This is a genomic window from Flavobacterium sp. FG19 (genome assembly GCF_057809475.1).
Genome location: NZ_JBMDKA010000006.1, coordinates 48,642 through 65,561, shown reverse-complemented (window position 1 = coordinate 65,561; position 16,920 = coordinate 48,642). Strand labels below are relative to the sequence as shown.

The 16,920-nt window shown below is 36.4% G+C and carries 17 protein-coding genes; 12 read left to right on the top strand and 5 right to left on the bottom strand.

What is annotated here, in order from left to right; translation table 11 throughout:
* Positions 1–41 precede the first annotated feature (41 nt).
* The 5 genes from ACODST_RS07990 (at position 42) to ACODST_RS07970 (ending at position 3,851) form a co-directional block, all read left to right on the top strand.
* Positions 42–968: an aspartate carbamoyltransferase catalytic subunit gene (locus ACODST_RS07990; RefSeq protein WP_057120673.1), complete on the top strand. Its 927-nt coding sequence runs from the start codon at positions 42–44 to the stop codon at positions 966–968.
* Positions 969–1,116: 148 nt separating this feature from the next.
* Positions 1,117–1,449 (top strand): ribonuclease Z, encoded by a 333-nt coding sequence (locus ACODST_RS07985; RefSeq protein WP_488931591.1) that lies wholly within the window; start codon positions 1,117–1,119, stop codon positions 1,447–1,449.
* Between the two features lie 95 nt (positions 1,450–1,544).
* The gene (locus ACODST_RS07980) at positions 1,545–2,450 is read left to right on the top strand and encodes a ribonuclease Z (protein WP_488931590.1); all 906 of its coding nucleotides are present in this window, start codon (positions 1,545–1,547) and stop codon (positions 2,448–2,450) included.
* A gap of 85 nt (positions 2,451–2,535) precedes the next feature.
* Entirely contained in the window at positions 2,536–3,180 is a 645-nt protein-coding gene (gene pdxH / locus ACODST_RS07975; RefSeq protein WP_488931589.1) for a pyridoxamine 5'-phosphate oxidase, read from the top strand.
* A gap of 170 nt (positions 3,181–3,350) precedes the next feature.
* Positions 3,351–3,851 (top strand): CAP domain-containing protein, encoded by a 501-nt coding sequence (locus ACODST_RS07970; RefSeq protein ID WP_488931588.1) that lies wholly within the window; start codon positions 3,351–3,353, stop codon positions 3,849–3,851.
* Between the two features lie 113 nt (positions 3,852–3,964).
* Here ACODST_RS07970 and ACODST_RS07965 read toward each other — a convergent pair whose 3' ends face one another.
* On the bottom strand, positions 3,965–5,896 hold the full coding sequence (locus ACODST_RS07965; protein WP_488931587.1) for an OmpA family protein: 1,932 nt from the start codon (positions 5,894–5,896) through the stop codon (positions 3,965–3,967).
* 11 nt (positions 5,897–5,907) lie between these two features.
* On the bottom strand, positions 5,908–6,825 hold the full coding sequence (locus tag ACODST_RS07960) for a PorP/SprF family type IX secretion system membrane protein (protein WP_488931586.1): 918 nt from the start codon (positions 6,823–6,825) through the stop codon (positions 5,908–5,910).
* 392 nt (positions 6,826–7,217) lie between these two features.
* Between ACODST_RS07960 and ACODST_RS07955 the strand changes: the two genes are divergently transcribed.
* From ACODST_RS07955 to ACODST_RS07935, 5 genes are all read left to right on the top strand, one after another.
* Entirely contained in the window at positions 7,218–7,703 is a 486-nt protein-coding gene (locus ACODST_RS07955) for a SixA phosphatase family protein (RefSeq protein ID WP_488931585.1), read from the top strand.
* A gap of 5 nt (positions 7,704–7,708) precedes the next feature.
* Positions 7,709–9,787 (top strand): polyphosphate kinase 1, encoded by a 2,079-nt coding sequence (gene ppk1 / locus ACODST_RS07950; RefSeq protein WP_488931584.1) that lies wholly within the window; start codon positions 7,709–7,711, stop codon positions 9,785–9,787.
* Between the two features lie 36 nt (positions 9,788–9,823).
* The gene (locus ACODST_RS07945) at positions 9,824–10,714 is read left to right on the top strand and encodes a Ppx/GppA phosphatase family protein (protein ID WP_488931583.1); all 891 of its coding nucleotides are present in this window, start codon (positions 9,824–9,826) and stop codon (positions 10,712–10,714) included.
* Positions 10,714–11,274 (top strand): Crp/Fnr family transcriptional regulator, encoded by a 561-nt coding sequence (locus tag ACODST_RS07940; RefSeq protein WP_488931582.1) that lies wholly within the window; start codon positions 10,714–10,716, stop codon positions 11,272–11,274. The genes ACODST_RS07945 and ACODST_RS07940 overlap by 1 nt, the downstream gene beginning before the upstream one ends.
* A gap of 98 nt (positions 11,275–11,372) precedes the next feature.
* On the top strand, positions 11,373–11,951 hold the full coding sequence (locus ACODST_RS07935; protein WP_488931581.1) for an NAD(P)H-dependent oxidoreductase: 579 nt from the start codon (positions 11,373–11,375) through the stop codon (positions 11,949–11,951).
* A 16-nt stretch (positions 11,952–11,967) separates the two neighbouring features.
* Here the strand turns inward: ACODST_RS07935 and ACODST_RS07930 are convergent, their stop codons facing one another.
* Both ACODST_RS07930 and dnaX read right to left on the bottom strand, forming a co-directional pair.
* Positions 11,968–12,312, bottom strand: coding sequence for a DNA polymerase III (locus ACODST_RS07930; protein WP_488931580.1), 345 nt, complete (start codon positions 12,310–12,312; stop codon positions 11,968–11,970).
* Positions 12,313–12,647: 335 nt separating this feature from the next.
* On the bottom strand, positions 12,648–13,733 hold the full coding sequence (dnaX, locus tag ACODST_RS07925) for a DNA polymerase III subunit gamma/tau (RefSeq protein WP_488931579.1): 1,086 nt from the start codon (positions 13,731–13,733) through the stop codon (positions 12,648–12,650).
* A 254-nt stretch (positions 13,734–13,987) separates the two neighbouring features.
* Here dnaX and ACODST_RS07920 point away from each other — a divergent pair, with 254 nt between their 5' ends.
* Positions 13,988–15,316: a tetratricopeptide repeat protein gene (locus ACODST_RS07920; protein ID WP_488931578.1), complete on the top strand. Its 1,329-nt coding sequence runs from the start codon at positions 13,988–13,990 to the stop codon at positions 15,314–15,316.
* Between the two features lie 5 nt (positions 15,317–15,321).
* On the opposite strand, the gene ACODST_RS07915 is transcribed toward ACODST_RS07920, so the two are convergent.
* Positions 15,322–15,975 carry a hypothetical protein gene (locus tag ACODST_RS07915; protein WP_488931577.1) on the bottom strand — a complete coding sequence of 218 codons (654 nt, stop codon included), beginning with the start codon at positions 15,973–15,975 and terminating at the stop codon, positions 15,322–15,324.
* 138 nt (positions 15,976–16,113) lie between these two features.
* Between ACODST_RS07915 and ACODST_RS07910 the strand changes: the two genes are divergently transcribed.
* Positions 16,114–16,908 carry a hypothetical protein gene (locus tag ACODST_RS07910; protein ID WP_488931576.1) on the top strand — a complete coding sequence of 265 codons (795 nt, stop codon included), beginning with the start codon at positions 16,114–16,116 and terminating at the stop codon, positions 16,906–16,908.
* Positions 16,909–16,920: the final 12 nt, after the last annotated feature.

Sequence of the window (16,920 nt, the reverse complement as noted above, 5' to 3'; positions counted from 1 at the left end):
ACGATTAAACAATTCAACGATTAAACAAATAAACAATACAAATGAAAGAATTAAGCGTAGATCATTTATTAGGCATAAAATACATTAATGAAAATGATATTAACCTGATTTTTGAAACGGCAGATCATTTTAAAGAAGTCATTAACCGGCCAATTAAAAAAGTTCCTTCATTACGAGATATTACCATTGCCAATATTTTCTTTGAAAACAGTACCAGAACCAAACTTTCTTTTGAATTAGCGCAGAAACGTTTATCTGCTGATGTGATCAGTTTTTCGGCAGCTCAGTCATCCGTTAAAAAAGGAGAAACCCTGATTGATACTGTAAATAATATCCTTTCAATGAAAGTTGATATGGTTGTAATGCGCCACTCCAATCCCGGAGCGGCTTATTTTTTATCCAAAAATGTCAAAGCCAGTATTGTAAACGCTGGAGACGGAGCGCACGAACATCCAACTCAGGCTCTGCTGGACAGTTATTCGATCAGAGAAAAACTGGGCGATGTAGCCGGAAAAAAAGTAGTGATCGTAGGCGATATTCTGCATTCGAGAGTAGCCTTGTCCAATATATATGCTTTGCAGATGCAGGGAGCAGAAGTTAAAGTATGCGGGCCCAAAACACTGATTCCGAGATATATCGAATCACTTGGTGTTACGGTGGAACCTAATTTACGCAAAGCACTGGAATGGTGCGACGTGGCCAATATGCTTCGGGTACAGAACGAGCGTATGGATGTAAATTTCTTCCCGTCGACACGTGAATACGCACAGCAGTACGGAGTAGACAAACCGCTTTTAGATTCACTTGGAAAAGAAATTGTCATTATGCACCCGGGACCAATTAACAGAGGAGTAGAGATCACTTCTGAAGTGGCCGACTCTGATCACTCGGTAATTTTAAATCAGGTGGAGAACGGTGTAGCGATTAGAATGGCGGTTATTTATCTTTTAGCTTCTAAGATTCAGTAATTTTTAAGTTTTCAGTCTCAGTCTCAGTTTTCAGTTTCTAACTGAGACTGAGACTGAAAACTGCGACTGAATACTGGAACAGGAACTAAAAACTGTAAAAAAAACTTCGTAAATTAGCACCTTAATAATATAAGCCCCGCAAATTATAATGAAAGTAGATCAAAAAGGACATACCGTTACGATAAAAGACACACAAGGCGATTTTAACGGCTTTGTGGAAAAAGTAACGCAGCAGTTTAAAACCTTTGAAAAACACAATGTTATCATCGATTTATCGTCGGATACTGAGATTTCAGAAAATGACCTGAAAGTTTTTTTACCACTGATAAAACTTCAGAAAAAAGCAAAAAAATCGTTTGTCATTGTGGCTTCAGATCTTGATTTTAATGCTGTTTCAGATAAATTAGTGGTGGTGCCTTCACTTTTGGAAGCCCACGATATTATCGAAATGGAAGAAATCGAAAGAGACCTCGGATTTTAAAATTGGTTTAATTGTTTATTCGTTTGACCGTTTAATCGATTTGATTTAATTTTATACGATTAAACAATTTACCAAATAAACGAATAAACAATAAATTGGAATTAACCATACTTGGCTGTTATGCCGCGACTCCCAGAACACTTACGAACCCGACTTCACAGGTTTTAGAAATTAAAAACCATTTGTTTTTAATTGACTGTGGTGAAGGAACCCAGGTTCAGCTTCGAAAAAATAAGATCAAATTTTCAAAAATAGAGCACATCTTTATTTCACACCTGCATGGAGACCATCTTTACGGGTTAATCGGGACTATTTCGACATTTTCCCTTTTAGGAAGAACAACAGATCTGCACATATACGGACCAAAAGGAATCAAAGAACTGATTCTTCTTCAGTTAAAGCTTACGGAATCCTGGACGACCTATAGTTTGTTTTTCCATGAACTGGAATCCAAAGAAAGCGAAGTTGTTTTTGAAGACAAAAAGGTTATTGTTAAAACAATTCCGTTAAACCATCGTGTTTATACAAATGGCTTTCATTTTCAGGAAAAACCGGATGACAGAAAACTGAATGTTGAAGCCGTTCAGCATTACAATATCCATGTGGCTTATTATCAGAAAATAAAAAACGGAAGTGATATTACGCTGGACGACGGAACTATAATTGAAAATGAAAAACTGACTTTTGATCCGGCACCGACCAAAAGTTATGCCTTTTGTTCGGATACAGCGTATCATGAAGCCGTAATACCAATTATCCAAAATGCAGATGTTTTGTACCATGAATCCACGTTTTTAGAATCGGAAGCACGACTTTCTGCAAAAACAGGACATTCTACGGCCAAAGAAGCAGCTACGATTGCTCTAAAAGCCAATGTAAAACAATTAATTTTAGGTCATTATTCAACCCGTTATGACGGTATAGAACCCTTTAAGCAGGAAGCGGAGGAAGTTTTTCCAAATGTGCTTCTGGCAGACGATGGTGTTTCGTTTGAATTTTAAAAAAAAGATCAATCAGTTAATCCCGATAATTTCGGGTCTGATTTTTAATTTTTTAACCTGAAACCAATCTAAAACTAAAAAAAACATGAGTGATTTAAGCAATTACAGAAGATCTTATGAAAAGAGTGAATTGTTAGAAACTAATATTCCGGAAGATCCCATTAATCTTTTTAACAGATGGTTTCATGAAGTGGAAGATTTTGGCGGAAGCGGAGAAGTAAATGCGATGACTGTTTCTACGATTGGCCTTGACGGATTTCCAAAATCCAGAGTGGTTTTACTGAAGAAATTTTCAGAGGAAGGTTTTATATTTTATACCAACTACAATTCTGAAAAAGGAAAGGCAATAGAAGCCAATCCTAATGTATGTTTGTCTTTTTTCTGGCAGGAAATGGAACGCCAGGTAATCATAAAGGGAATTGCTCAAAAAACCTCTGAGATTATTTCTGATAATTATTTTGATTCCCGTCCCGATGGAAGCAAGCTTGGAGCTGTTGTATCACATCAGAGCGAGGTAATTCCGTCCCGGACTTTTCTGGAAGACAATTTAAAAAAACTGGAAGCCGACTATGCAGGAAAATCCATACCAAGACCTGATAACTGGGGCGGCTATATCGTGACACCACTTCAGGTAGAATTCTGGCAGGGAAGACCCAATCGTCTTCATGACCGGATTCGGTATACCGGTCAGTCTGATTTCTCATGGAAAATCGAGCGCCTTTCTTCTTGATTTGTAGGATTTTTATCTTTATTTTAAAATAAATAGTGTAGTTCATCGATTATTTTTGTAGTTTACCGATGAATTGAATACGTTTGCGTAAGAAATTTAAAGCAATAAGCACATATATAAGTTAAAGCATTTGCCCCAACATTTACTTTAGAACTAACGACTATTTGATTATGAAAAAGATTATGTGCGCCATGGTGTTCATTGTGATGTCAATCACAATGAACTCATGCTCTGCTGACGATGCCGACGGGACTGAAACAAATACTTCAAAGGAAGAAGTAGTTACGGAGTTTAGCTATAATTCTTCTGAATTAGAAACCATGCAGTTAATAAACGAATACAGGGTTAGTATTGGTTTGAAGGCATTGGTAAAAAGTAATCACATTTCTTATCAGTGCAAAGAGCACAATAAGTATATGATTGACAATAATGTTGTGAATCATAACGGATTTGCATCGCGTTCGAATAATGTGATGCGCGTGCTTGGTGCCAAAAAAGTAGGAGAAAATGTGGCTTATGACTACAAGACTTCTGAGGCTGTAGTAAAAGGCTGGCTGGAAAGCCAGGGACATAAAGATAATATAGAAGGCGATTTTACTCATTTTGGCATAGCGGTGACTACGAATGCCGATGGTAAAAAATATTATACGAATATATTCGCAAAGATTTAAAAAGGAAACGTTTGAACTGGTTGGTTAGTTGTCGTTGTAATACCTGAGTTATAACGACGTTTTATTAAAAAAGCTGTCTGCAAAGACAGCTTTTTTAAGTTTTAGATCATTTGTTATAAACCTGTAATGATAAATTCACTTCTTCGGTTCAGCTGATGTTCTTCCTCGCTGCATGGAACATGATCAGAACAATGGTTTACAAGCTCAGTTTCTCCATAACCCTTTCCGGTTAACCGTTTTTTATCGACTCCATTTTCAATAAGCCAGTCAATGGTTGAGGCTGCTCTATGGTCAGACAGTGACTGATTGTAGGAATGTGATGCCCTGCTGTCAGTAAAAGAACGGATATCCAGTTTCATAGCAGGATGCTGTTTTAATACATCCAGTATTTTCTCCAGATCTAAAGCAGCTTCGGTTTTAATAGTAGATTTGTTCAAATCGAAGTAAATCATATTAATTCCAAAACATTTTCCCAGATCGTCTCCCACGACTACTTTGCAGACTGTTTTATCAACGGCAATTGGGAGATTCGTTTTTCCTGTTGTTTTTTCTATGATTATGCTGACTTCTTTGGTTGCATATTCTGGTTTTTCAGCTCTCACACTATAGCTTTTCCCGCATTCAGCAGAAAAAACATATTTTCCTTCGGTATCCGCTGTCAAAGTATTTTTTACTTTCTGATCTTCATATAAAGTAACTTTTGTTCCCGGCAGAACCACTCCGGTGGACGCATCGGTGATCACACCGTTTAATTCCTGTGTGCAGCGGAGTCTTTTGGTTTCTAAAAACTTGTATATATCATCAGAACCCTGTCCGCCGTCTTTATTGGAAGAAAAATAACCTCTTCGGGAAACCGGATCAATACTATACGCAAAATCATCTTTTGGAGAATTGATGTCATTACCCAGATTTTCAATATCGTGGATCGTTCCGTCAGCAGCAATTTGTCCTGAAAAAATGTCAAGACCGCCCAGTCCGGGATGTCCGTCTGACGAAAAATAAATCTCATTTTCACTGGTTACATAAGGAAAGGTTTCTTTGCCTTCGGTATTAATTTCTTTTCCCAGATTTTCAGGAGTTCCAAAACTGCCGTCGTTGTTAATGCTGACTTTGTAGATATCTGATTCTCCTGCGGAACCGGGCATATCCGACGAAAAATACAATGTTTTTTCGTCAGGACTTAACGCCGGATGCGCCGTACTGTATTGATCACTTGTAAACGGAAGAGCGGTGATATGAGTCCATTTTCCATTTTCAAAACGGGCTTTGAATAGTTTGACTAAGGTAACATTATGAGCATCCTTTCCTTTTTTACCATTGACAAAATTGTTACGGGTAAAATAAACAGTATTACCATCTTTGGTAAAAACTAGAGTCGATTCATGAAAACGGCTGTTAAGCTCTGATTTAATTTTGTTTACTTTAGAGGACGTTCCGGTTTCAGGATCAATTTCGGCATCATAGATATTGGTGAAATATTCGCCCGTCCATTTGTGTTTTCGCTGTGAAAAATTCCCCGTATCTCTTGCCGAGGCAAAATAGATTTTGTTTTTGTAAACAAAACTTCCGTAATCAGAATATTTAGAATTTATTCCGGCATTTTCAATTTGGTAACGTCCTGAGTTGGCTTTGATTTTGTCGGGATAGTTTACATTTTCCTTGTATAATTTACCTCTCGAATCGTTTTTGTATTCAGTGCTGAATTTTTCGAGTATCTGACTGGCTTTATCCACTTGTCCGGTTGATTTTAAACACTGGGCGTACCGGTAATAATACTCGGCTTCCGGTGAGGTGTTTAGCATAAAAAGTTCATCGTACCATTTTACCGCATGGTCAAAATCGGAATTGAAATAATAAGAGTTCCCCAGCTTTTTAAACAAATCTTCTGACTTATATCCTTTATCAGCGATACGCTCATAGGTTTTAACGGCATCAATATAGGCATAAGCGTCGTATTTTTTATCTCCTGAATTCATACTGGCCTGCTGGGAGTAGCCAGAGAGAATGTTTAGAATTAGTAAGCAGTGAAGCGTAAAATTTTTCATGATTATTAATTTTAGAAGAAACGGGGAGTGGTCATTCTGCCATTGTTTTTGAAGAATTCATAACGCAGGAATATTTCATGCGAACCTGAGTTATAGTTGTTTAATTTTGTGGTTTCACGATCGTAGCCATATCCTAAATACAGCCCGTCAGTAATTTGAAAACCAACTATGGCACTTACAGAAGCACTCCAGCGGTAGGCTATTCCGGCTGTAAATTTTTCGAAGAATAAAAAATTAGCCGAGATATCTACCTGTAAGGGCGCTCCTTCAACCATTTTAGCCAGCAGGGCCGGTTTAAATCTGTAGTATTGGTATTTATCCAGATCAAAAACATAACCTCCCATTAAATAGTAATTGATTTTGTCTTTGTAAATGGCAATATCGTTGTCATCGTAACGGTTGGTTTCAATGAAATTAGGTACAGAGAATCCTATATACGCTTTATCGGAATGCCAGTATACACCGGCCCCGATATTAGGTGAAAATTTATTGTCTAAATTCTGAAACTGCGGGTCAAGCTGGTTTTCGGGATTTAACCTGCTAAGATCCAGGTTGAAGATATTGGCAGTTGCTTTTATACCAAAGGACAGTTTAAAACCTGCAGAGGTATGAATGGTATACGATAAGTCAGCGGATAAAGTGTTTTCATTAGTAGGGCCTATTTTATCATTTACCAGTGATAATCCTACTCCTATATTGCTGTTGTTTATGGGCGTGTTAGCAGAAAAACTGCTGGTTTCCGGTGCTCCGTCCAGACCAACCCATTGGGTGCGGTAGAGACCGAAAATGCTTAATGCACCGCGCGATCCCGCATAAGCAGGATTTATGTTTATGGCATTGTACATATACTGAGTGTATTGTGCATCCTGCTGTGCATAGGCTGTAAAGACTCCAAATATAATGACGAATAAAAATAATTTTGTCCCCATAATAAAATCTATTATTAATTATTACCTATTGATTCTGTGATGCTTTCGAATCGCAAAACCAATAATTTCGCTTGTTCAAAATTAAGTAAATTTTTGTTAATAATAACTTAGTTGTTTGTTTTTCAATAAGTTGTGATTTTTATGTGAAAATATATTTATTCATTTTCTTTTATCGGCGGGATAACACCGCCGTTATCTGCTGTTATGCACAGAGCAGAATCCGGAGTAGTCATACTAATGGTGAGCATAGTTAGAGTATTATTCTTGGGATGTTAAAATTTATGATGAATGTTAACAGAAATAAAAAAAGGGAGAGTATTAAAATTTCTTTTGTAAATTAGAACTTCAATAAAACGGCAGTTATTTTCTGCGTTTTTTTAAACCTTCTGCTTATGAAAAATTTAATTTTAATACGTCATGGAAAATCGAGCTGGGAAGCCCCTTTAAAAGATTTCGACAGGCCTTTAATGAAAAGAGGGATTTTAGATGCTCACGAAGTTTCCACCAACATTTTAAAATATCTTCCTAAAACTTATATAATCTGGAGCAGCACCGCTGCACGTGCTTCTGAAACCGCTTTAATATTTGCCCAAAACCTGTCTTATCCAATAGACAGCATTGTGTACAAAGACGATCTTTATACTTTTGATGAAAGACAGCTGGAAAAGGTTATTAAATCGTGTGATAATAGTTTCGAAAGCGTTATTCTTTTTGGACATAACGAGGCTATTACAAATTTTGTTAATAAATTTGGGGATGTTTTTATTGATAATGTCCCGACCTCAGGTTTTGTATCTTTACAATTCGATTCAGACAGCTGGGAATCTATTAATAATGGCAAAACCAATAAAACCCTATTCCCCAAAGACTTAAAATAATTACAGTGTACGAACAAAAATATATCGATAGAGAAAAAAGCTGGTTAGCGTTTAATGCAAGAGTACTTCAGGAAGCGGCAGACAACACCGTTCCTCTTTTAGACAGACTGCGATTTGTTGGAATTTTTTCAAACAATTTAGATGAGTTTTTTAGAGTTCGATATGCCGCCATTCGAAGACTGAGTCTTTCCGGTATTTCCGGAGAGAAGTATCTGGGGGGGATTTCTGCGCATCAGCTGATTAAAGATATTACCGAGATCGTAATTCAGCAGCAGTCTGAAAGTTTACGTATTTTAGGTAATATTGAAACAGAACTCGAAGCCGAGAATATTTTTATTATAAACGAAGATCAGGTAACACCAAAGCAGGAATGCTTTTTAAAGGACTTTTTTATGCAGAAATTAAGTCCGGAGCTGGTAACGATTATCCTGAATGATCTGGCTGTTTTTCCTGTTTTAAAAGATACAGCGGGATATCTGGCAGTTCGTCTGGAATTGGCCAATAACGAAATTCGTTATGCACTGATCGAAATTCCTAAAACCATTAACAGGTTTGTGGTACTTCCTTCTGAAGATGATAAACAATATGTGATTTTAATCGATGATGTCATCCGCTTAAAGCTGAAAAACATCTTCAATATATTTGATTATAAAAGTGTTTCGGCACACATGATTAAGATTACCCGCGATGCCCAGCTCGATATCGACAGTGATCTGAGTAAAAGTATGCTGGAAAAAATTGCGTCTTCGGTAAAAGACCGACGTATTGGTGAGCCTGTACGTTTTATCTACGACAGCTTAATTGAAGAAGATACACTGCGTTTTTTCCTCGAAAAAATGAGAATTGTGGAGACCGATAGTATTATTCCGGGAGGAAGATACCATAATCGTCGTGATTATATGGATTTTCCAAATCTGGGACGTTACGATTTGTTGTATAAACCCAACGAGCCGCTGCCGGTTCCGGGATTAAGTCTGGATGGAAGTATACTCGAAAAAATCAGTAAAAAGGATTATCTCGTACATGCACCTTATCAGTCCTTTGCCTATCTGACTAAATTTTTAAGAGAGGCCGCTTTAGATCCAAAAGTAAACAGTATAAAAATTACGTTGTATCGTCTGGCAAAAAACTCCCAGATAATCAGTTCGCTTATTAATGCGGCAAAAAACGGAAAAAAAGTAGTAGTACAGATTGAGCTTCAGGCCCGTTTTGACGAAGCTTCGAATATTTCTTATGCCGAGCAGATGCAGACCGAAGGGATAGAACTTATTTTTGGAATAAAAGGGCTTAAAGTACACAGTAAAATTTGTGTTATTGAAAGAATTGAAGATGGGAAAAACCGTCGTTACGGATTTATTTCAACCGGAAATTTCAACGAATCGACCGCTAAAATTTATACAGATGTAACGCTGTTTACCTGTCATCAGGGAATTTTAAAAGACACTTCAAAAATATTTGAATTTTTTGATATCAATTACAGGGTGCACCGATACAAACATTTAATTGTATCACCGCATTATACCAGAACCAAATTTGTAAAACTCATAGATCGTGAAATCCTTCATGCTCTGGCCGGAAGAAAAACATTTATAAAATTAAAAATGAACAGTTTATCTGATTTTAAAATGATCGATAAACTGTACGAAGCCAGTAATGCCGGAGTAAAAATCCAGCTTCAGGTAAGAGGAATCTGTTCTCTGATTCCGGGAATTCCGGGAATGAGCGAAAATATTGAAGCCATTAGTATTGTCGATAATTACCTGGAACATTCAAGAGTATACATCTTTGGAAATGCCGGCCTTAATGAAGTTTATATTTCTTCGGCCGATTTTATGACCCGAAACCTTGACGGAAGGGTAGAAGTAACCTGCCCTGTATATGATCATGAAATCAAAAAAGAATTAATAGACAATTTTAATATTGCCTGGAAAGGAAACGTAAAAGTAAGATACCATTCCTATAAGCTGGATAATAAATATAAGCCTCGAAACCACCATGCTCCATTCAGAGCGCAATTTGAAACCTATAAATATTATCAGAATAAAATTGCGGTACAGGAAGAAATTCCTCAAAAAGTAGATTAAATCAATACAATTCAATTACAAAATCATAAAGTGAGCATGATTAATATAAGGAAATTAGCAGCTATAGATATCGGTTCCAATGCCATGAGGCTTCTGATATCGAACGTTGTAGAACAGGAAGGAAAAGAGCCCCAGTTTAATAAAAGTTCGCTTGTGCGTGTGCCTATTCGTTTAGGACAGGACGCCTTTACTGTAGGTGAAATTTCGCCTGAAAATATTGACCGGATGGTGGATGCAATGAAAGCATTCAACCTTTTAATGAAAGTACATAAAGTAGAACGTTATATGGCGTTTGCTACTTCGGCAATGCGTGAAGCTTATAATGCCAAAGAAGTAGTGGCTCTGATTAAGAAAAAAGCCGATATTAAAATTGAGATTATCGACGGTAAAAAAGAAGCGGCGATTATTGCTTCTACAGACCTGCATCATTTGCTGAAAACAGACGAAACGTATCTTTTTGTTGACGTAGGGGGTGGAAGTACGGAGTTTACACTATTCTCTGACGGAAAAATGATCAATTCCAGATCGTTTAAAGCCGGAACGGTTCGTTTACTCAACAATATGGTACACGATGTGGTCTGGGATGAAATCGAAAAATGGATTAAAACCAATACGGCAGATTATGAAGAAGTAACGTTGATTGGTTCCGGAGGAAACATCAATAAACTGTTTAAAATGTCCGGAAAGCAACAGGAAAAACCGCTTTCGTACATCTATATTAATTCGCAGTATGCTTTCTTAAATTCGCTGACCTATGAGCAGAGAATTGCTGAACTGGGATTAAATTCCGATCGTGCGGACGTAATCATCCACGCTACCCGTATTTACCTGAATGCAATGAAATGGAGCGGGGCACGCCAGATTTTTGTTCCAAAAATCGGACTTTCAGACGGAATTGTAAAAGCAATGTATTACGGTAAAATTTAATGAAAACCGTTTTTCAGTCCATTCAGGATTTTTCAGAGGAAGAATTATCTCTTTTAGAGGATTTGATAACATTTCGGACTCTTAAAAAAGGAGAATTACTATCAGTTGAAAATCAGGTTTGTAATGAAATAGTATTTATAAGAAAAGGAATTTTACGTTCCTTTTTTTTTAATCATAAAGGAGACGAAATCACGAATTGCTTTGCTTTTGAAAATGAATTTATGGCTTCTTTTGCCAGTTTTATTACACAGGAAAAAGCGGAAGAAAATATTCAGGCTTTAGTCGATACCGAATTGGAGGTTTTAGATCGTAAAGCACTGGAAATCCTTTATAAATCAGGTTTTAACTGGCAGGAAGCCGGAAGAAAGTTAACCGAAATGGAGTTTGTAAATCTTCAGAAAAGGATGGTTTCTTTTCAGAAATTATCGGGTGCCCGTCGTTATGAAGAACTCTTTCAAAACCATCAAAACTACCTGCAGTTAATTCCCCTGCAGTATTTGGCTTCTTATTTAGGAATAACGCCAAGACATTTAAGCCGGATCAGGAAAGCTGTTTTGTAAGCTTCTGTAGATTTTGTACTCATAAATTAAAATAGTTTTCAGGACATTTGTCCGGTAAAAGGAATGAATCGCATAGTATTTTTGGAAAAAGAATATTTATGAAAAAGATACTCATTATAAACGGACATCCTAATCCTGACAGTTTTAATTTTGCTATTGCGGCTGAATATCAAAAAGGAGCAGAAGCCTCTGGAGCAGCTGTAGAAGTAATTACTATTGCGTCGCTGCAGTTTAATCCCAATTTGAAGTTTGGTTACCAAAAACGAACAGAACTCGAACCGGATTTGCTGGAGTCCTGGGAAAAAATCAAAAGGGCCGATCATTTAGTCTGGGTGCACCCGGTTTGGTGGGGCGGACTTCCGGCTGTTACAAAAGGGTTTATCGACAGACTTTTTTTACCCGGAATGGCATTTCAGTACCGCGAAAATTCAGTGTGGTGGGATAAATTACTAAAAGGAAAAACGGCGCATATTATTACCACTTTAGATCAGCCAGGCTGGTATTACAGAGTATTTTTTGGCAGACCAAGCGTTAATCAGTTAAAAACGTCGACTCTGGAATTCTGCGGAATAAAGCCTGTTAAGGTAAGTTATATTGGGATTATAAAAGGTTCTGATGATTCCCAAAGAACAAAATGGCTCGAAAAAATATACCGTTTCGGATTACAGAATAAATAATCCTTTCGTAAAAAAATTAATCTTTTAAATCCAGTCCAAATGTTGAACGTAAGAGTTCGATATTTGGATTGATTTCCAGAAAACGGTTGTAACGATCCTGGTTGTTATAGGTTCTTTTGGTTTCAGCTTTTTCGTTTACAATAATTTCAATTGTGATGTCGTGATTGTGCAGATGACCTCTTAAATGACCTAATAAACCGTTAAGCTGTCCTTCCATTTCGAGTTTGGAACCTTCGTTTGGCAGCTCGTAACTAATTTTTGTACCTTCCAGAAACGGATCATTGATCAATAAGATAGATTCCATGATCTTTAATCCTTTTTGACCTAAACGTTCCGCATATTTGTTCCAGTGAAGACGCATGTCGGTTTCGTTAAACTCCTCAGTAGGTAAAACAGACGAGGGTTTTACATAATTTTTACTGCTTTCTTCCAGCTCTTTTTTCTTGCGGATACTGGCAAGAGAAAAGGCAGAAACTCTTGGTTCACCACTGGTCTCAGTTTTAGGAACTTCTGCTTTAGGTGTTTCCGGTACAGCCGCATTCGTAACAGCAGGAGTTACGTTGTTATTGTCACTGTTTGTACGGTTTTCCTGTGATTGGGAAGCCGTATTTTGAGTTTCTGAATTTGGATTCTGAGATTTTACACTGGGTACTTCAACGATAGAAAAGCTGCCGTTTTTGTAATAAGTGGGCTGGATTATGAATTGCTCAGCTTTTTTTTTTCTCCATCAAAGTTGATAGAGGCTAACTGCATCAGGCATAATTCAACTAAAAGGCGCTGGTTCTGGCTGAGTTTGTATTTTAAATCGCAGTCGTTGGCAAGATCGATTCCTTTTAGTAAAAATTCCTGCGAGGCTTTTTGAGACTGGGCGGCATACATTTGCTGCGCCTGTTCTCCAACTTCCAGCAGAGCAATGGTCGAAGGTGTTTTGCTTACCAGTAAATCCCTGAAATGAGAAGCCAGTCCGGCAATAAAATGATGTCCGTCAAAACCTTTTGCCAGAATATCGTTGTACGCAATTAAAAGATCGGGGATTTTGTTTTCCAGAATCAATTCGGTTACACTTACATAAGTTTCGTAATCTAAAACGTTAAGGTTTTCGGTTACGGCCTGACGGGTAAGGTTCGTTCCGCAATACGAAACGACACGGTCAAATATCGATAAAGCATCACGCATCGCACCATCTGCTTTTTGGGCGATAATATGCAGCGCATCGTCTTCAAAATGGATTCCCTGACTTTCAGCAACATCAGCCAAATGTTCTTTAGCATCTTTTACCGTAATTCTTTTGAAATCAAAAATCTGACAACGGGACAAAATCGTTGGAAGGATTTTGTGCTTTTCTGTTGTTGCTAAAATGAAAATAGCGTGTTTTGGCGGTTCTTCTAATGTTTTCAGGAAAGCATTAAAAGCAGCCGAAGACAGCATATGCACCTCGTCGATGATATATACTTTGTATTGTCCTGTCTGAGGCGGGATTCGAACCTGATCGATCAGGTTACGGATGTCATCAACCGAGTTGTTGGAAGCAGCATCCAGCTCAAAAACATTAAAAGCAAAATCTTCGGTAGGATCGTCATATCCCGGCTGGTTTATTTTTCGTGCCAGAATACGGGCGCAGGTAGTTTTACCCACTCCACGGGGTCCTGTGAATAAAAGAGCAGAAGCCAGGTGATTGGTTTCAATAGCATTCAGCAAAGTGTTCGTAATGGCTTTCTGCCCCACTACATCTTTAAATGTCTGAGGACGGTATTTACGCGCCGATACTACAAATTGTTCCATGTTCCTTTTTTATTCGATAGCAAATATAGGCTGAAAATTACCAAATCACAAATCTGAAAATCATAAATCTTTTAGTGGATTTTGAGTGGTTTGAATGTGAGGAAGTAACGTTAAAACTAAAATCAGTATATCTTTTTTTAGTCAGATGATTTCGAATATATTTTTTAATACTAAACCTGAATAAGCTTCATTTTGTAATCTAAAAAGAATTATTTTAGCGCTTATATCACAGACTAAAAACACTATATAATAATATGGGAATATTTGATTTTTTATGGAAAAAGAATCCTGAAAATAAAGAACCTGATTTCAATTCGCCACAGTTTCAAAACGAGATTTTAGCTTTAGCATTGACCAAACTGCAGGAAAATCAGTTAGAGCCTGATTTAGCAATTGCCGAACTTAAAAAGTCAGGCCTTACACAAGAACAAATTGATCATGTTTTGCGTAGTGCAAACAGAATTTTAGAAAATGATAAAGTAAAAGATGTTGAAGACCATGGAATTGATGCCTTAAAATTTCAAAGTAATGAGTATCAGACTGAAATTTTGAAATATGTACAGAACTATTTTTTGGCTAATAACCAGAATTACGAAATAACAGAAGAACATCTACAGGAAAAAGGCTTAAATCAAAACCAGGCTGCTGAGGTAGTACTTAAGCTTAGAAATTTAAACGCCCAAATGGTAAAAGATTTTCAGAGTGAATTGGATTCCGGCGCTATTTCTGGTATTCGAATAATTCCAAATCCGGACCATGTAAGGGAAAACGCCGATGCGGATCAGGTTGATAAATACATAGGTTACGGTGCTTATCAAATGGAAAGAGGAGATCTGGACAATGCACTTGAACTTTTTGATAAAGCGATCGAACTGGACGAAAAAGCGACATTGGCCTATGCCAATAAAGGAACATTATATTCCAGAAAAAATGACAATGTAAAAGCACTTTATTTTTATAACAGGGCATTAGAACTGGATCCTGAAAATGTTCAGGTTCTGGAAAATAAAATGGAAGTTTTGTTTGATATGTTAAACGAAACTAACGAGGCTGAGTTTATCGAAACCGTGCTGTCTCTTCTGAAAAAGGATGCAGCACATCCAAACGCTTTAATTTTTATAATTCAGTTTTATTTAAAAGAAAATGAAACAGAGAAAGCTTTAGCGTCTGTAAGGACATTGTTTGCTGATTATTTCAGGGAACATGTGGCTATTGATTTACTGCTTAGGACATTTCACAGGTTTTCTAAAGAAAGAGCTATGGCTGAGTTTGAAAATTTCAAAAGGGCATTTGATATACATGCTGCTTACCAGCTGGCATATTGTAAAGGAATGTACTTAATGAGAATTGAGGATTATGAAGAAGCCATCGATCAGTTTAACGAAAACAATATAATCCATCCTTTTTCCTGGAATTATTACCAAGTAGCGATCATAAAAAACAAACAGGGTAAAACCACAGAATGTTTGGATTATTTAAAACTGACATTTGAATTAGAACCGGAATTAAAAGAGGATGCCAAACAGTTTCCCGGACTTCAAAATTTATGGTCTGATCCTGATTTTACAGCATTGACGAAATAGAGATTTCAGGTTTGTTTCAGTTTGTATTGTAAAAAGACAAAAAGTAAGCTCAGCAAAACTATACTATTTACAGCGAGAGATATAAAAATGTATTTAGTATAAGTCTCCGGTTCTGCTTCCGTTTTTTCTTTTTCAGAAATTTGATTTTGTTTATAGGCTCTTAATTGCTCCAGCTGATAAAAAAATGTAGAAAGCGTTTCGTTTTTAATTTTTAAGTTCAAAATTTCATTTTCCAGAGAGTCTATTCTGGTGATTTTTTCGTTATATTTTTTTATAACAGGAATTGGAGGCAGAAATCCGGGAGGAATTTCCAAGGTTTGAGAAGGTTCGCAATGACTAATGTTTATGGTGCTGTCTTCATTGAAATGAGCATAAACAATCCATAAATCTTTTTTGAAAGGAGATATATCACAATTTCTATTTCTGCTTTTTCCATGTATTATTTTGGATTGATATTTTCCTTTAAAAAGTTCAATTATTCTGAATTCATAAGTGTTTTGAATAGTGTCAGTTTTTAATAACTCTCCATAAAATACAATGTCGGCATATCTAAGACCATTATTAACTAATGTTTCTTTTCTATGTGGAGGGCAGTCACAGGCAAACACATAGTTTAGGAAGAAAAAAGTAAATAAGAATAAAGTATATTTCAATTTCATAAAATTGGTTTTGAATACAATAATACTCTTTTTATGTTTATTTTTTTCGTCACAGAATTGAATTTTTGTAATAAAAAATGTACTATTTTTAATCCGAAACTAAAATGATAAATCTGTAAAATAATAATTCGGTAATTTATGAATGCAAAACAAATAGTACGATTAAGCAATATTATAGGCATAACTTCAATACTCTTACTGGTTTATTGGGTATTTACTTTTATTCTGATCCAGGTTTTTGGATTAAAAGTATTCAGAGAAAATATGACGGAATCATTTTATTTGAGCATTCTCGGAATTTTGGCTTTAATGACAGGTTCATTGATCGTGAATTTAATGTTTAACTTAACCCGAATTGCCGAAAAACACAATCTCGATGCTGTAACTTCCAAAGGGAACCGATGGCGTTTTCTTACTTTGATTCTGATCTTTCCTCTGATTGCGGTTATTTTGTTTGGAGGAGATTATGCAACTGCAGCCAGGAAAGAAAAAATGCTGACTGACTCTGCCAAATCTGTAATGGAAGTAAATAAAACCAATAGTGATAAGCTCGTAAATTACACTTTTACAAAGAAATATATTAATGAAACTGCCAGTATTCTGGAAGTGCTTTCGGGAACAGATAAGAATTTTCCAAATGTAGTTTTGATCGTAAAAGATTCTTTAGAAAACACACCGGTTTTCTTAGGATTTGATGTTTATCAATCTGTAAATCTCAATGATACCCTAAAACCTTCTAAAAGAAATTATCTTTATAAAACAACCAAAGAAGAGCGGGAATATTTAAACAGCGTTTTCGACACTAAAAGCAAAGAATTACGGTACAGTAATCATAATGGTAATTATGAATTGTTTTATCCTTATGCCAAAAAAGGAAAGAAAATAGTTTTGTATTTTTCTGAAAACCAGCGATATGGTAAAATTGGTAAATAATTAAAAGTAAAG

Bases quoted from the DNA above. Each gene is read 5' to 3' on its own strand.
- ACODST_RS07945 (WP_488931583.1), top strand. From the start codon at position 9,824: ATGATTAATATAAGGAAATTAGCAGCTATAGATATCGGTTCCAATGCC.
- ACODST_RS07970 (WP_488931588.1), top strand. From the start codon at position 3,351: ATGAAAAAGATTATGTGCGCCATGGTGTTCATTGTGATGTCAATCACA.
- ACODST_RS07965 (WP_488931587.1), bottom strand. From the start codon at position 5,896: ATGAAAAATTTTACGCTTCACTGCTTACTAATTCTAAACATTCTCTCT.
- ACODST_RS07955 (WP_488931585.1), top strand. From the start codon at position 7,218: ATGAAAAATTTAATTTTAATACGTCATGGAAAATCGAGCTGGGAAGCC.
- ACODST_RS07940 (WP_488931582.1), top strand. From the start codon at position 10,714: ATGAAAACCGTTTTTCAGTCCATTCAGGATTTTTCAGAGGAAGAATTA.
- ACODST_RS07985 (WP_488931591.1), top strand. From the start codon at position 1,117: ATGAAAGTAGATCAAAAAGGACATACCGTTACGATAAAAGACACACAA.
- ACODST_RS07990 (WP_057120673.1), top strand. From the start codon at position 42: ATGAAAGAATTAAGCGTAGATCATTTATTAGGCATAAAATACATTAAT.
- ACODST_RS07935 (WP_488931581.1), top strand. From the start codon at position 11,373: ATGAAAAAGATACTCATTATAAACGGACATCCTAATCCTGACAGTTTT.
- dnaX (WP_488931579.1), bottom strand. From the start codon at position 13,733: ATGGAACAATTTGTAGTATCGGCGCGTAAATACCGTCCTCAGACATTT.
- ACODST_RS07910 (WP_488931576.1), top strand. From the start codon at position 16,114: ATGAATGCAAAACAAATAGTACGATTAAGCAATATTATAGGCATAACT.
- ACODST_RS07930 (WP_488931580.1), bottom strand. From the start codon at position 12,312: ATGCGTCTTCACTGGAACAAATATGCGGAACGTTTAGGTCAAAAAGGA.
- pdxH (WP_488931589.1), top strand. From the start codon at position 2,536: ATGAGTGATTTAAGCAATTACAGAAGATCTTATGAAAAGAGTGAATTG.
- ACODST_RS07960 (WP_488931586.1), bottom strand. From the start codon at position 6,825: ATGGGGACAAAATTATTTTTATTCGTCATTATATTTGGAGTCTTTACA.
- ACODST_RS07915 (WP_488931577.1), bottom strand. From the start codon at position 15,975: ATGAAATTGAAATATACTTTATTCTTATTTACTTTTTTCTTCCTAAAC.
- ACODST_RS07920 (WP_488931578.1), top strand. From the start codon at position 13,988: ATGGGAATATTTGATTTTTTATGGAAAAAGAATCCTGAAAATAAAGAA.